Here is a 14,938-nt window from a genome sequence, read left to right as displayed (position 1 = left end):
TCCGGAGGGCGGGCGGTAAGCCCGTCCTCCGCCATTGCCGGGCGTGTCGGCCCGATCGGGGACGTTGAAGATGGAATATGATTACGTACCGCTTCCGCAGCGCGGCCGCCTGACCTGGCCGAACGACGCGCGGGTGGCCCTGGTCCTGACGTTCAACCTCGAGACCTGGGACCTGACCAAGCCGACGGATAAGCCCTACTACGCCGGCGGTCCGGCGATCCTGCCCGACGTCCTGCCGGGCGACACGCCCGACTTCCCGAACTTCACCTGGCGCGAATACGGCCAGCGCGTCGGCATCTGGCGTCTGTTCGAGCTGTTCGACGAGATGGGCGCCAAGGCCTCGTGCACGACCAACGCCGTCACCTTCGAGCGCCGCAAGGCTATGACCGACGCCGTGCTTGAACGCGGCTGGGAACTGCTGGCCCACAACTGGGAGCAAGGCGAGCTGCTGACCAACTTCGCCAAGGACCCGCAAGCCGAGCGAGATCTCGTTCTGCGCACCCTGGCCCAGTTCGAGACGTACACGGGCCGCAAGTCGGCCGGCTGGCTGTCGTCCAGCCTGCGCAGCACGCTCAACACCGCCAGCGTCCTGGCCGAGCAGGGCTGCAAGTTCTATTGCGACATCATGAACGACGATCAGCCGTTCATGATCCGCACCGAGAACGGCCCGATCGTGTCGGTGCCCTACTCGAACGAGATCAACGACTTCACCTTCATCACCCGCAAGAACTACACGACCGACGAGTTCCGCGACGCCCTGATCGAAGAGCTCGATGTCCTCTATGCCGAGGGGGCCAAGACCGCGCGGATCATGAACGTTGGCCTCCACCCGCACGTCTCGGGCCGGGCGCATCGCATCCGCGCCCTTCGCGAGTTCATCGCCCACGCCCAATCCCTGCCGGGCGTCTGGTGGGCGACCCGGGAGGAGATCGCCGACTGGTACCTGCAGAACCACGAGAGCCATATCCCGGGTCAGGTTCGCTAGGGCGCTTCCAGAAGACAAAGAACCGACCACGACGAAAAAGCCCCGGACCATCGGTCCGGGGCTTCTTTGTCTTCGGCTTGATAGAATTTTAGGCCGCGATGCGGTGCATGCCGGATGCAAGGTCCAGGCCGATCCGTTCCGCGGCCGCCTTCATATCGGGGACGTAGCGGTCGACGGCTTCGGACATTTTCATCGCCGAGGCGAAGAACACCATCGTCAGGGCGCCGACCAACTCGTCTTGATCGAAGATCGGCACGGCGATGGACGCTGTCCGTCCCGGCGTGGCGTTGTGGAAGTTGCGTCCCTTGGTGGCGTAGCCGTCGCGCCGGATTTCGTTCAGGACCACTTCGCTCTCGAAAAGCGTCAGGGTCTGAGGATCGGTGGCGCCGGGCAGGGTGCGCACGCCGTTCAGGATCGTCTCCCGCTCCTCGCCGCCCGCATGGGCGATGTAGGCCCGACCCGAAGCGCACTCCAGGATCGGCAGGGTGAAGCCCGGGTAGTAGTTGGAGAATGTCCGGGAGGTGAGGGCGTGGGTGGAGTCACGCACCACCATCGTTTGGCCGACGCGGGTCACGACCGACAGCGGCCAATTGTGCTTGTAGGTCAGGTCGACGATGTAGCGACGCGAGGCCTGGATCAGGCGGTCGTGAACCTGGAAGCCGTTGGCCAGCGATAGCACCAGGACGGTCGGCCGATAGCGTTTTCGGTCCGGCTCCCGTTCGATAAAGCCCTCGTGCAGCAGGGTCTGCACGATGCGGCAAGCCGTGGGGTAGGGCACCTTTGCCGCCTGGGCGATCTCCATCAGCGACAGAGAGCCGTGACGATTGATCGCCTGAAGCACCGACATGCAACGGCTGATCGAACGAATGGGAACTCCACGTTCCATGCGTCACCTCCTCTTGATATCCGCGAGCATATGTCCGCGTGGCGGCCTTCTGGCCGCTTCTTATCCACACCGTGATCACTCAGCCGAACATGCGCAAGGCCTCGGCGCCGGCGCCTCAAACGCAAGCTTATGACTATCCGCTTGGTGGATAAACAGTGCTCGCTGTTCTCGCTGGGCGGGCGCTGAGATGAACGACTATCGGATCGTCTCGAGGCCATTCGAAACGTCCCGCGACCAGTCAAGGGCTTGATAAAGGTCAAGACTTTCCCGCCGCCTATCCGGCTGGCGAAAGACGCCGGCCCTTGGGCGCTGTCTTCGCCTCATAGGCGTCGCCCAGACCTGCCGACGCGGCGGTTTAGGCGGCTCCGATGGGCGCGGCGAGGCCTAGCTTCTCGCCTATCGGATAGGGCGTGGCTGCCCGCCACATGAGCTTCACGGCCTCGCGAAGAGTGGCGCGACATTAACCGAGCGCGCGGAGATCTTCATGCGTCGTGCACTTCCTCTAGCGTCAGCCTTAACCCTCTTGGCGCCGGCGGCATGGGCCGCGGAGCCGGCGCAGGCGTCTCCCAGTCAACCGGCCAACGGCGCGGAGTCTTGGGCGCTGCCAGATCTCGTGATCACCGCGCAGCGCCGCGAGCAGAACCTGCAGAAGACGCCGGTCGCGGTTTCCGCGTTGGGCGGGGAGCAATTGGCCCAGCAGCAGATCGCCCAGGTGGAAAACCTCGGCCGCGCCGTGCCCAGCCTGTTCATCAAGCAGGTGACTGCCTCGCCGTCGGCCTTGGCCATCGCCTTGCGCGGTGCCCAGGACCTGACTGGCGGCATCGTCACCTCGGAGTCGCCCGTCGGCCTCTACATCGATGACGTCTACCAGTCGCGTCTGTCGGCCGCGAACTTCAGCCTGGCCGACATCGAACGGATCGAGGTACTGCGCGGGCCGCAAGGGACGCTGTACGGCCGTAACTCCATGACCGGCGCGGTCAAGTTCGTCACGCGACAGCCGGACGGGAAGAGCTGGCTCACCGCCGAGGGCGCGGTGGGCAGCTACGAGAAGGAGCAGGTCAAGATAACGGCCGGCGCGCCGATCTCGGATCACTGGGCTGGCGCCTTCTCGGCTATGTATGGCTCGCAGGGCGGTTGGCAGAAGCACAGCGTCACCGGCGCCCGTATCGGCAACAGCTACAGTTGGGGCGTTCACGGCGCCTTGGGGCTAATCGACGCCGGCCCCTGGGATTTCAAGCTGTCGGCGACCTATGAGACGACCGGATCCGACGGCCAGCACTTCACGCCGGTCGACAACGGCGGCAAGGTCCTGAACGGCGGCGGCTACGGCGCGTACTTCAGCCCGGTCAACGGCGATGGCGACAACACGCGCGGCTCGATTTCGGCCCACGTCGGCTATGACTTCGGCGCATTCAAGGTCAAGTCGATCACCGCCTACAACACGCTCGACGATGACTGGACCCTGGACTTCACGGGCGGCGCGCTGCTGTTCAATCCGACGGCGCCCGTGGCCGGCTTCCTGCGGGCGACCAACGCGACGTCCCAGCAGTTTACACAGGAGTTCCAGGCGCTGGGCGAGAGCGATCGCCTGAACTGGATCGTTGGCGCCTTCTACTTCCAGGAAGACGCCAAGCAGGTGCTACGAGACACCTTCGGTCCCGGCATCTTTGGCGCCACCGCCTTCGCCCTGCTGCCCACCTCGATGTGGATCGACAGCAAGAGCTACGCGCTCTACGGCCAGGCCGACTACAAGCTGACCGACAAGCTGACGGTTACCGGCGGTCTGCGCTATGGCAAGGACGACAAGCACTTCGACGGCGTCATCCAGAACGGCTTCTCGTTCCCCCTGACGGCGGCGCGCGTTAGCACCCATCAGGACGCCAAGGCCGCGACGCCGAAGGTCAGCGTTCAGTACCAGGCCGCCGAGGACGTGATGCTGTATGGCGTCATCTCGCGTGGCTATCGTTCGGGCAGCTTCAACGGCTTGATGATCGCCAATCCGACCCTTTACGGCGCGCCCTATCAGCCTGAGTACAACTGGTCCTACGAAGCTGGCGCCAAGGCTGAGTTCTGGGATCGGCGCGGCAAGCTAAACCTGGCCGCCTACACTCAGAAGATCAGCGACCTGCAGCAAAGCGCGCTGCGCAACGGTTCAAACATCACCGAAAACGCCGCAAAGGCGACGATCTCGGGCGTCGAGGTCGAGTTCGCGGTCACGCCGGTGCGGAATCTGAACCTGTTCGCCAACTTGGCCTACACCGACGCCAAGTATAACGAGCTCGGCGCCAACACCTCCGCCGCCCAGGCTGGCGCGACCGAGCTGCCGTTGATCTCCAAGTGGCAGGGGCAACTGGGCGCGGCGTGGAAGGTCGAGCCCGCAGCGTTCGACGGCTGGGCGCTGACCCTGGCGGCCGACTACGCTTTCCGCAGCCGTTGGTACTCCGAAGCGACGAATGGCGCGATTGGCCTGATCGACGGCAACGGCCAAGCCAACACCTCGCTCACCCTGACCTCGCCGGACGAACATTGGTCGGTGGGCGTCGAGGGCAAGAACGTAACCAACGAGAAGTACTACAACTCTTGCGCGGTCTTTATCGCCGGCGTCGCCAACTGGTGCCAGGCGGTCGATCCGGCCAAGTGGACCCTGCGGGTTCGCTACAAATATTGACGAGGACCTGGGGCCGCGGCGGGGGCGGCGGCCTTTGGACTTGCCTTTTCATGCGCGCTCAGGAGGCTCAGGCCTCTTGGGCGCGACTCTGTTTCCGCCCATTAGGGAGACTGGCGTGACCTATTCGCATTCGGGCGGCGTAAGCCCACCCACCACCGCCGTCAGCGCGGGCCGCATGTTGTTGTATGGCGTCGGACAGGTGGGGGCCCAGATCGTACGCGACAGCCCCACGGTGCTGCTGCCGCTGTTCATGACCACGATGCTGGGCGTCTCGCCCTGGCTGGCGGGGCTGGCGATCCTCATTCCCAAGCTCTGGATCATCCTGTGCGACCCGCTGATCGGCTCGTTCTCGGATCGCAAGAAGGCCTCGTGGGGGCGGGCGCCGTTCCTGCTGGTCGGCGCTCCGCTGACCGCACTCGGCTTCTTCGCGCTGTTCCTGCCCGTGACCTTCACCACGGAGGTCAAGACCGCGATCTATGTCGCGGTGATCTACACCCTGACCTCGACGGCCTATAGCGCCTTCCTGGTGCCCTATATGGCGCTGGCGTCAGAGATGACGACCGACACCCACGAGCGGACCAAGATCCTGGCCTGGCGCGTGGTCTTCACCATGGTCGGCGTCCTGGCCGGCGTCGGCTTCGCCCAGCCTCTGATCGGCTGGGCCGGCGGCGGCGCGAAGGGATGGACCGCGATGGGCGCCATCTTCGGCGTTGTCTGCCTAGTTTCGATGCTGACGCCCGCGCTGGTCGCGCGCAAGCTCCGCGCGCCCACCAGCGGCGAGCCTCAAGCCTTCCTTGCTCAGATGACCACGGCCTGGAGCAACCCGCCTTTCCGCACGCTGCTGGCGGCCTTCTTCATCCAAAGCGTCGGCCAGGCCGCGAGCTATGGCGCGGTCGCTCTGATGTTCCTGTTCGTGCTGGGCAATGTGGCCCTGCTGATACCGTTCATCCTGCTGATGTGCGCCGGCACCGTGGCGAGCCAGCCGCTTTGGGTCTGGTTGTCGCGCAAGATCGGTAAGCGGGCGGTGTTCAGCCTGTCGGCCTTCGCCTGGGCCCTGCTGACCTTCACCTGGTTCGTGGCCAAGCCGGGCGGTCCGGTCGTGGCGCATCTGCCGATGCTGGGCGATGTGACTAGCGAGCAGATACTGGCGCTGGTCCGCGCGCCCCTGATCGGCGTGCTGAACTCGGGCTTCTTCCTGATGGCCCAGTCGATGCTGACGGACGCCGTGGTCTATGACCGGGTCCGCAATGGCCGCTCCAGCGAGGGCGCGCTGACGGGCGTGTTCTCGGCTTCGGAGAAGCTGGCCTATGCGATCGGACCCTTCCTGGGCGGCGTCGTGCTCTCGGCGGCCGGCTTCCACGCCTCGCACGGCGGGGCGGTGGCGCAGGGCGCGTCGGCGCTGCGGGGCATCCTGGTCAACTACTCGCTGGTTCCGGCGGTGTTCGTGTTGCTGAGCTTGCTGGTGATCCGAGCCTACCACTTGAAGCCGGCGGACCTTGAGCCGACCCAAGGCTGACAGGATTAGGCTGACAAGGAAAAGGCCAGGCTCCTCGCGGAGCCTGGCCTTCTTTCTTCCCAGATGATCGCGCCGCCGTCAGACGACCGCGCAGACCGTCTTCCATTCCAGATAGTTGTCCAGTGCCGCCAGGCCGCTGTCGCGGCCGTAGCCCGATTGCTTCACCCCGCCGATCGGCAGGCTGCAATCGTACATCGAGTGGGTGTTGATCCAGACGGTGCCGGCCTGGATACGGCGCGACAGGCGGTGGGCGTGCGAGAGCGAGGTCGTCCAAAGGCTGGCGGCGAGGCCATAGTCGCTGTCATTGGCCTGGGCGATCACGTCGTTGACGTCGTCGAAGCGCTGGACGGCCAGCACCGGACCGAACACCTCCTCGCGGACGATCTCCATCGACGGCTTGACCTCGGCGACCACGGTAGGGGTCATGAAGGTGCCATAGGCGCCCAGGCGCTCGCCGCCGGCGACGATCGACGCCCCGCCGGCGCGGGCGCGCTGGACAAAGCCCTCGACCCGCTCGGCCTGCTTCAACGAGACCAGCGGACCCATATGGCTGCCAGGGTTCAGGCCGTGGCCCAGCTGGATGCTGTTAGCTTGGGCGGCGAGGCCTTCCAGCACCTTGTCGTAGATCGAGGCGTGGACATAGGCGCGCGAGCCGGCGACGCAGACCTGGCCGCCGTTGAAGAAGATCGCGTTGGCTACGCCGGGGATGGCGAGATCGAGGTCGGCGTCGTCCAGGACGATCACCGGCGACTTGCCGCCCAGCTCCAGCGTCACGCGCTTGAGGTTGCCCTTGGAGGCGTCGAGGATCGCCCGGCCCGTGGCCGTGGACCCGGTGAAGGCGACCTTGTCGACGCCCTTGTGGGCCGCGAGCATGGAGCCGCAGGTCGCGCCCCGGCCGGTGACGATGTTCAGCACGCCCGGCGGCAGGCCGGCCTCCTGCATCAGCTCGCCCAGGCGCAGGGCCGTCAACGAGGTGTCCTCGGCGGGCTTCAGCACTACTGTGCAGCCGGCGGCGAGGGCGGGGGCCAGCTTCATGGCCGTCAGCACCAGCGGCGAGTTCCAGGGCACGATGGCGGCGACCACGCCCACCGGCTCGCGCAGGGTCCACGCCGAGACTTCCTTGCCGGCGGGCTGATACATGACCGAGGTCGTGATGGTGCGCCCCTCGATCGCCATGGCCTGGCCCGCGAAGTAACGGAATTGGGCTACCGCGCCGGGGATCTCGGCCCAGCGACCGACATACAGCGCCTTGCCTTGGTCGAGGGTCTCAAGCTCGGCCAGCTCGTCGATATTGGCTTCGATCAGGTCGGCGATCCGCCACAGGATCGCGGCGCGTTGGCCGGGGACCAGGCTGGCCCAACCGTTGAAGGCGCGGCGAGCGGCCGCCACGGCGGCGTCCACGTCCTGGGGTCCGGCGTCGACGATATTGGCCAGAACCTGGCCTGTGGCCGGATCCAGCGAGGGCAGGGTGGAGCCGGCCTTGCCCTGGATCCACTGACCGTCGATCAGCAGGCCGAAGGTCTGGGGCGACGCCAGCAGCGCCTGGGCGCGGGCGCTGGCGGGGCGGACGGCTTCGAGGATGTCGGTCACCGCAGGATCTCCGTGCGTGAGAAAGGGGTTCAGAGACGGGCCGTGACGGCCTTGGTTTCGAGATAGAGGTCCAGGCCCTCGCGGCCGAACTCGCGGCCCCAGCCGGACTCCTTGTAGCCGCCGAACGGAATGTTCGAGGCCACGGCGCCGTGGCAGTTGATCGAGACGTGGCCCGAGCGGATGCGGGCGGCCATGCGGTGTGCGGTGGAGAGGTCGCGGGTCCAGACGCTGCCCGACAGGCCGAATGGGCTGTCGTTGACCCGGCGGGCCAAGGCGTCGAGGTCCTCGTCGCCGAAGGTCTGGATCGACATCACTGGACCGAAGATTTCCTCGCGCCAGACCTTCATGTCCGGACGGGTGCGCGTGAAGATGGTCGGCGGCACGAAGAAGCCAGGACGGTCCAGCGGCGCGCCGCCTAGGACCAGCTCGGCCCCGGACGCCTTCGCCTCCTCGATGCGCTGAAGGACGCGGGCCCGATGGCCGGCCGAGATCAGCGGCCCGAACTGATTGGTCGGGTCCAGGCCATGACCGACCTTCATCGCGCCAGCGAAGGCCTTGATGCGCTCGACCAGGGCGTCGTGGATCTTCTCGTGCACGAAGATGCGGGTGCCGGCCATGCAGTTCTGGCCCTGCAGGAAGAAGGTCGCCATGGCGACGCCCGGACCGGCCAGATCAAGGTCGGCGTCCGGGAACACCACTACTGGCGACTTGCCGCCGAGCTCCAGCGAGACCTTCTTCATCGTCGTAGCGGCTTCGCGCACGATCAGGCGGCCGACCTCGGTCGAGCCCGTGAAGGCGATCTTGTCGACGTCGGGATGGGCGACGAGGGCCGCGCCCGCAGTCTCGCCGCGACCGTTGACGACATTGACCACGCCGTTGGGAAAGCCAGCCTCCTGAATCAGCTTGCCCAGGTGCAGGGTCGACAGCGGCGTTTCCTCGGCGGGCTTCAGCACCACGGCGCAGCCGGCCGCCAGGGCCGGCGCGAGCTTCAGGCAGGCCATCGACAGCGGCACGTTCCACGGGATGATCTGGCCAACCACGCCAACGGCTTCACGCGTCGTGTAGGTCAGGGCCTCGCCGCCGAAGGCGACGAGGTGCTCGGGCGAGGCGGTGGTGGTGCCCTCGATCCGGCGTGCGGCGCCGGCATAGTAGTCGATCAAGTCGACAGCGCCGTCGACGATCATCCGCGACAGGGCGGCGGGCATGCCGTTGTCCAGGATCTCAAGCTCGAAGAACAGGTCAGCGTCGCGCGCGATCAGTTGGGCCAGCTTGGTCAGAAGGCGCGAGCGCTCTGCGCCCGTTGTCCGGCCCCAGGCGCCTTCGAACGCCCGTCGCGCGGCGGCGACCGCGCGGTCGATATCGCTGGCGTCGCCCGCCGCCACGGAGGCGATGACGAGCCCTGTCGCCGGATCGACTGTCTCGATCCTCTCACCCTTGGCGCTCTCGGTCCAGACGCCGTCGATCAGCAGGCCGTGGCGCGTCGCCAGGAAGTCCAGCGTGGCGGGCGCGGGTTTGTGGCCGCCGAAGGGTTTGGCTTCCAGGGTGTCGCTCGTCGTCACGTCGGACAGTCCTTTCAAAACTCACGCCGCGCCCAAACGCGTAGTGCCCAGCGCGCGTGCAAGACCTTGGACAACCCCGGCCGACACGTAAGGGTCAGGACTGTCAATGTTCGCAGCGCGAATACGGCCATAGCTTGGCCATATGCCCGAGTCGGGTGCGCTCGTGGAATGACATGCCTCGCCTGTCCAAGCGGCGCCTTGTTTTGGCGCTCGCCTAGTGGATAGTCCGGACATAGCCGTTGTTCGCGCGCCCCCTGGGGCCAGTGTCAACGGTAAGGATATAGGCGACGGGAGCGCGTATTCAGATGCTCAACACATTCCAGCAGGCGCAGCACGACATGTTGCCGGTCGCGACGCCGGACGAGGCTTCGCGTCAGGAATTCACCAAGAGTCTGAAGCAGTTCATCCAGTCGAGCATCTTGCCGGGCCTGGGCCCCGTCTATCGCGCTCGCGCCGCCAAGAAGTTCGAGGCCGAGACCGGCCGCGCGCCCGCCGATCGCCACGACATCCGCAAGGCGATGGTCCCGGATCCCTACTTCCAGCACTACGCGGCGGTGAATCGCATCAGCCAGGAGCTGCTGTGGGATTCGGTGATCGACAGCATCGACGCCCAGCTACCGGACCTGAAGGCCAAGGCCGAGGCCTATTCGGCCAAGAACCCTGGCAAGCTGATGATCCCAGAGAACTTCCAGGTGCCGCGCTATGTCAGCGCCTTGGACATCCACTGCATGCCCGGCGGTTACGCCGGCCGCGCGGGCGGCGACTCGGTCGGCCTGGGCGTGCTCTATGATCGCGGTGTGTTCCTCTACGCCATGGGCTATACCGGCCCCGACAACGACGACATGGGCCGCTCGGTCTGCAACTACGTCAAGCGCCGCCTGAACGGCTTCTCGCCCAAGCGAATCCTAGATCTGGGCTGCACCGTCGGCCACTCGACCCTGCCGTACAAGGAGCTGTTCCCGGACGCCGAGGTCTGGGCGATGGACGTGGCTGAGGCCCAGGTCCGCTATGGCCACGCCCGCGCCGGCGCCATGGGCTATGAGGTCAACTTCGTCCAAGGCAACGCCGAGGCCATCGACTTCCCGGACGGCCATTTCGACCTGGTGGTCAGCCACATCCTGCTGCACGAGACCTCCGGCAAGGCCATGCCGAAGATCTTCAAGGAGTGTCAGCGGGTGCTGGCCAAGGGCGGCTTCATGATCCACGCCGACCTGCCGCCGTTCGATCTGATGGACCCGTTCACCCAGTTCATCCTGGACAACGAGACCTACTACAACAACGAGCCCTTCTGGGGCGCGATGCGCGAGATGGACCAGGTCCAACTCGCCAAGGACGCCGGATTTCCGGCCGAGACCATCCGCTTCGACACCGCGCCCATGGCGGTGATGGAGTTCGCTCAGGCCGCCGACGGCTACAGCCAGGAGGCGGCCGAGGCCGTCAATGATCGCGAGTTCACCGCCGGTGAGTTCGCGCCGGGCGGGGGCTGGGAAGTCCTGATCGCCCAAAAGCTCTGATCAACCGAGTACCCCATGACCGATACGATGATCCGTAACGCCCAGGGCAAGCGTCCGAGTTTCTACGAGACGCCGCCGCTTGACCAGATGATGTCGATGATCATGGTCCTGGCCGAGGAAGTCTCGGTGCTGGCCGATCACGTCGACTCGCTGGAGCGCGTCGCCAAGGACAAGGGCCTGGACTTGGCCGAGGGCGTTAAGAGCCTGAAGCTGGATCAAGAGGCGCTGGAAGCGCGCGAGGCGCGCCGCCAAGCGTTCCTGTCGCGCCTGTTCTATCTGATGCGCAAGGAGGCCGCCGAGGCTGCCGCCCACGAGACGGCCGACGGCTTCATCCAGACGATCGAAGAAATCGCCGTCCGATGAGCGCCAAGACCGCCGCGTCGCTGGTCGACGCCCTGGTCGCGATCGTCGGCGCCGAGAATGTGCAGCGCGGGCTCGAGGCGGCCGCGTTCTACACGGACGTCTTCCGCGCCCAGGCCGAGCCGATCGCGGTGGTGCGTCCCGCCAGCGTCGAGGCGCTGCGGGCGGTGGTGCGCGCGGCGGCCGAAGCCGATACGCCGATCAATGTTCGCGGCGGCGGCGCGTCCTACACCGACGGCTACACGCCCTCGGCGGCGGGGCAGGTCCTGCTCGACCTTGGCGGCCTCGACCGCATCGTCGAGATCAATGAGACCGACGCCTATGTCACGGTCGAGGCGGGCGTGACCTGGGCCAAGCTCAAGAGCGAACTCGACGCGCGCGGCCTGCGCACACCGTTCTGGGGGCCGTTCTCGGGCCTGGTGGCCACGGTCGGCGGCTCGATGTCGCAGAACACGATCAGTCACGGCTCTGGCGCCTACGGCATCTCCGCCGGCTCGGCGCTGGCGATGGATATGATCGCGACGGACGGGACGCTGGTCCGCACGGGCTCGGCGATCAACGGCGGCGCGCCGTTCACGCGCAACTACGGTCCCGATCTGACAGGCCTGTTCACCGGCGACTGCGGCGCCTTGGGCGTGAAGGCGCGGATCACCTTGCCGCTGCTCAAGGTCCGTCCGGCGCACCGTCCGATCTCCTTCGCCTTCGCGGATTTCGGCGCGATGCACGAGGTTCTGCGCCTCGTCGCCGCTGAGCGCCTGGAGGACACCAGCTTCATCCTTGATGGAGCCCTGTCTCAAGGGCAGATCGCCCGCCAGGATCGCGCTGGCGACCTGCTGGGCATGGCGCTGTCGATCCTGAAGTCCTCGCCCTCGCTGGCGGCGGGCGTCGGCCAACTGCTCGGCGGCGCTCTGCGCGCGCGCAGGGACATCGCCGTCTCGGCCTACATGATCCACTACATCGTCGAAGGCGTCGACGATGCGGAGGTGAAGGCTCGCCTGCATCGTATCCGACAGATCGCGGCGCCCTACGGCCGCGAAATCCCGGCGACCGTGCCCGCCGTCGTGCGCGGCATGCCGTTTGCGCCGTTCTACAATGTGCTGGGTCCCAACGGCGAACGCTGGGTCCCTGTGCATGGGGTCTTCCCCCACTCGCAGGGCAAGGCCGTCAACGCCGCCTTGGTCGCCTTCTTCGCCGAACGCCAGGCTGACATGAAGCGACTTGGCGTGTGGAAGGGCGAGATGTTCTCCACCGTCGGCGCGGGGGGGCTGCTCTACGAGCTGGCCTTGTATTGGCCGGATGCGATCTCGGCCTATCACGAGGCCTATGTGCCCGCCGACTATCTGGCCGCGCTGCCGCGTCATCCGGACAATCCCGAAGCCCGCGCCTATGCGCACAAGTTGAAGGCCGACCTTGTCGCGCTATTCGACGCTCATGGCGCGATCTACTACCAACTGGGTCGCGCCTATCCCTACGCTGGCGTGGTGCAGGGCGAGGCCTTGGACCTGGTCCGCGCCGTGAAAGCGCGGATGGATCCGAAGGGCCTGCTAGCGCCGGGCGTGCTGGGCCTCTAGGGCGCCGGCGCGGAGGAAATTTGAAGGGTCGCGGGCCAGCGCTCGCGGCCCTTTTTCTTTGCGCGCCGCGTCCCGCGGAATGGGCGCCAGGCGAGCGTCGGCCGCCCGTTCTTCCGCGTGGCGGATAGTCGGGCGGCCTGCGTTGGCGCGCCGAGGCGGGGTTGCGTTTTCTAGCTCCGAAGCGCGGCGCCACGCCTGCGCGATTTTCACGTACGCGGATCTTCGGAGCGCCGGAATGACCTACAGATTGGGTGTCGACGTGGGCGGCACGTTCACCGACCTGCTGCTCCTCGAGGAGGAGACCGGCGCGTTCTGGCGACACAAGACGCCGTCGACGCCGGCCGACAGCTCGGTGGGCATCCTCAATGGCGTCGAAGCGATCTGCCAGAAGGCCGGAATTACGCCGGCCGACATCGAGGTGTTCCTGCACGGGACCACGGTCGCCACCAACGCGGTCCTGGAAGGCAAGGGCGCGCGCGTCGGCCTGATCGTGACCCAAGGCTATCGCCAGATCATGCAGATCGCCCGCAGCTTCGTGCCCGGGGGTCTGGCCGGCTGGATCGTGTGGCCCAAGCCCAAGCCGCTGGCGGCTCTGCTGGACACCTATGAAGTCGGCGGACGCATGGACGCGCAGGGCGACGAGCTGGCGCCGCTGAACGAGGCCGAGGTTCGCGCCGCGCTCGAAAAGCTGAAGGCTCAGGGCGTCGAGGCGATCACCGTGTCGCTGATGAACGCCTATCTGAACGGCGCCCACGAGAAGCGGGTCGGCGAACTGGCGGCGGAAATCCTGCCCAACGCGCCGGTGTCGCTGAGCCACGAGGTCCTGCCCGAGATGCAGGAATACGAGCGCACCCTGACCACCGTCGCCAACGCGGCCGTGCGTCCGATCGTCAGCCGTTATGTCAGCAATCTGCGCGGCAAGCTGCGGGCCGCCGGCATGGCGGGCAAGCTGTCGCTGCTGCGCTCGGACGGCGGCCTGATGTCGTCGGAGAAGTCCGAGGAGCATCCTGTCGCTCTCCTGATGTCGGGCCCGGCCGGCGGCGTCACCGGCGCCCTGTGGGTCGGCAAGAACGCAGGGATCAAGAACATCCTGACCCTGGACGTCGGCGGCACCTCGACCGACGTGGCCCTGATCGAGAACCTGGAGGCGCGCCGCGTGCGCACCACCGAGGTCGGCCACCTGTCGGTCCGCGCCTCGGCCCTGGACGTCAAGACGGTCGGCGCGGGCGGCGGCTCTATCGCCTATGTGCCTGAATTGACAAAGGCGCTGCGTGTGGGCCCGCAATCGGCCGGCGCCGTGCCAGGTCCCGTGGCCTATGGCAAGGGCGGCGAACTGCCGACCGTCACCGACGCCAACGTCGTGCTGGGCTATCTGCCGGAAGCCCTGCTGGGCGGAACGTTCAAGCTGGATCGCGAGGGCGCCAAGAAGGCCGTCCAGACGATCGCCGACTCTCTCGGCATCGGTCTTTTCGAAGCCGCGCGCGGCATCATCGACATCGTCAACGAGAACATGTTCGGCGCGCTGCGGATGATCTCGGTGCAGCAGGGTTATGACCCGCGCGACTTTGCGGTCATGGGCTTCGGCGGCGCCGGTCCGCTGCACGTCAACGCGGTGGCCAAGCTGATGAACAGTTGGCCGGCGATCTCGCCGGTCTCCCCGGGCGTGCTCTGCGCTCTGGGCGACGCCACCACGCGGATGCGCACCGAGACGGCGCGATCGTTCTCCAAGCGCGTCGAAGACACCTCGCAGGAGGAGGTCATCGCGCTGCTGGAGGAGATGGCGGCGCAGACGCGTGGCGAACTACTGGCCGACGGCGTACCGGAGGCGCAGATCGTCAGCCAGTTCGAGATCGACGTCCGCTACGAGGGCCAGGCCTTCGAGGTGCCGCTGTCGATCGACGCCGACACCCTGCGCAAGGATGGCCTGAAGGGCATCACCGACCGCTTCGACGCCGAGCACAAGCGCCTCTTTACGTTCAACATGGAGACGCCGCACGAGCTGGTAAACCTGCGTGCGGTGGCCATGGGCGCGGCGCTTAACCTGCCGGCCGCCCCGCTGCCGGTGGGCAATGGCGATCCGTCGGAAGCCAAGATCCGAGACCACGAGCTTTGGATGGACGGCAGTCTGCATCCGGCGGTGATCTATGACCGCGCCAAGCTCAAGCAGGGAGATGTCATTCCGGGTCCGGCGATCGTGATCGAGATGGACTCCACGACGCTCATCGAGCTGGGCTGCGTCGGCAAGGTCGACGCGGTCGGCAACATCCTGATCAACCTGGCCTGAGGAGG

10 protein-coding genes are annotated in these 14,938 nt (G+C 66.6%); 7 read left to right on the top strand and 3 right to left on the bottom strand.

Translation table 11 applies throughout. The features are described 5' to 3' along the window. Positions 1-70: 70 nt before the first annotated feature. Positions 71-985, top strand: coding sequence for a polysaccharide deacetylase (locus tag CSW59_RS09530; protein ID WP_099443922.1), 915 nt, complete (start codon positions 71-73; stop codon positions 983-985). Positions 986-1,073: 88 nt separating this feature from the next. Here CSW59_RS09530 and CSW59_RS09525 read toward each other — a convergent pair whose 3' ends face one another. Then, positions 1,074-1,871, bottom strand: coding sequence for a helix-turn-helix domain-containing protein (locus tag CSW59_RS09525; protein ID WP_099443827.1), 798 nt, complete (start codon positions 1,869-1,871; stop codon positions 1,074-1,076). A gap of 613 nt (positions 1,872-2,484) precedes the next feature. On the opposite strand from CSW59_RS09525, the gene CSW59_RS09520 reads away from it, so the two are divergent. Together CSW59_RS09520 and CSW59_RS09515 are read left to right on the top strand one after the other, a co-directional pair. Then, a complete protein-coding gene (locus CSW59_RS09520; RefSeq protein ID WP_161495038.1) occupies positions 2,485-4,539 on the top strand; it encodes a TonB-dependent receptor in 2,055 nt (684 codons plus the stop codon). Between the two features lie 115 nt (positions 4,540-4,654). Beyond that, positions 4,655-6,055, top strand: coding sequence for an MFS transporter (locus tag CSW59_RS09515; RefSeq protein ID WP_099443825.1), 1,401 nt, complete (start codon positions 4,655-4,657; stop codon positions 6,053-6,055). Positions 6,056-6,133: 78 nt separating this feature from the next. On the opposite strand, the gene CSW59_RS09510 is transcribed toward CSW59_RS09515, so the two are convergent. Continuing rightward, positions 6,134-7,645 (bottom strand): aldehyde dehydrogenase, encoded by a 1,512-nt coding sequence (locus tag CSW59_RS09510; protein WP_236632195.1) that lies wholly within the window; start codon positions 7,643-7,645, stop codon positions 6,134-6,136. A 29-nt stretch (positions 7,646-7,674) separates the two neighbouring features. Continuing rightward, positions 7,675-9,204 carry an aldehyde dehydrogenase gene (locus tag CSW59_RS09505; protein WP_201722765.1) on the bottom strand — a complete coding sequence of 510 codons (1,530 nt, stop codon included), beginning with the start codon at positions 9,202-9,204 and terminating at the stop codon, positions 7,675-7,677. 305 nt (positions 9,205-9,509) lie between these two features. Here CSW59_RS09505 and CSW59_RS09500 point away from each other — a divergent pair, with 305 nt between their 5' ends. From CSW59_RS09500 to CSW59_RS09485, 4 genes are all read left to right on the top strand, one after another. After that, positions 9,510-10,718, top strand: a complete 1,209-nt coding sequence (locus tag CSW59_RS09500; RefSeq protein WP_099443824.1) for a class I SAM-dependent methyltransferase — start codon at positions 9,510-9,512, stop codon at positions 10,716-10,718. A 15-nt stretch (positions 10,719-10,733) separates the two neighbouring features. Continuing rightward, on the top strand, positions 10,734-11,081 hold the full coding sequence (locus tag CSW59_RS09495; RefSeq protein ID WP_099443823.1) for a hypothetical protein: 348 nt from the start codon (positions 10,734-10,736) through the stop codon (positions 11,079-11,081). Continuing rightward, the gene (locus tag CSW59_RS09490; protein WP_099443822.1) at positions 11,078-12,649 is read left to right on the top strand and encodes an FAD-binding oxidoreductase; all 1,572 of its coding nucleotides are present in this window, start codon (positions 11,078-11,080) and stop codon (positions 12,647-12,649) included. Before CSW59_RS09495 ends, CSW59_RS09490 begins: the two co-directional genes overlap by 4 nt. A gap of 235 nt (positions 12,650-12,884) precedes the next feature. Then, on the top strand, positions 12,885-14,933 hold the full coding sequence (locus CSW59_RS09485; RefSeq protein WP_099443821.1) for a hydantoinase/oxoprolinase family protein: 2,049 nt from the start codon (positions 12,885-12,887) through the stop codon (positions 14,931-14,933). Positions 14,934-14,938: the final 5 nt, after the last annotated feature.

Origin of the sequence: Caulobacter sp. BP25 (genome assembly GCF_002737755.1) — a bacterium.
In the GTDB taxonomy this organism is placed as follows: domain Bacteria; phylum Pseudomonadota; class Alphaproteobacteria; order Caulobacterales; family Caulobacteraceae; genus Caulobacter.
The sequence above is the reverse complement of the archived record's forward strand: the minus strand, read 5'-3'. Positions and strand labels throughout refer to the sequence as shown.

Coding starts and splice junctions, on each gene's coding strand:
- CSW59_RS09530 (WP_099443922.1), top strand. CDS start 71: ATGGAATATGATTACGTACCGCTTCCGCAGCGCGGCCGCCTGACCTGG.
- CSW59_RS09525 (WP_099443827.1), bottom strand. CDS start 1,871: ATGGAACGTGGAGTTCCCATTCGTTCGATCAGCCGTTGCATGTCGGTG.
- CSW59_RS09500 (WP_099443824.1), top strand. CDS start 9,510: ATGCTCAACACATTCCAGCAGGCGCAGCACGACATGTTGCCGGTCGCG.
- CSW59_RS09495 (WP_099443823.1), top strand. CDS start 10,734: ATGACCGATACGATGATCCGTAACGCCCAGGGCAAGCGTCCGAGTTTC.
- CSW59_RS09490 (WP_099443822.1), top strand. CDS start 11,078: ATGAGCGCCAAGACCGCCGCGTCGCTGGTCGACGCCCTGGTCGCGATC.
- CSW59_RS09485 (WP_099443821.1), top strand. CDS start 12,885: ATGACCTACAGATTGGGTGTCGACGTGGGCGGCACGTTCACCGACCTG.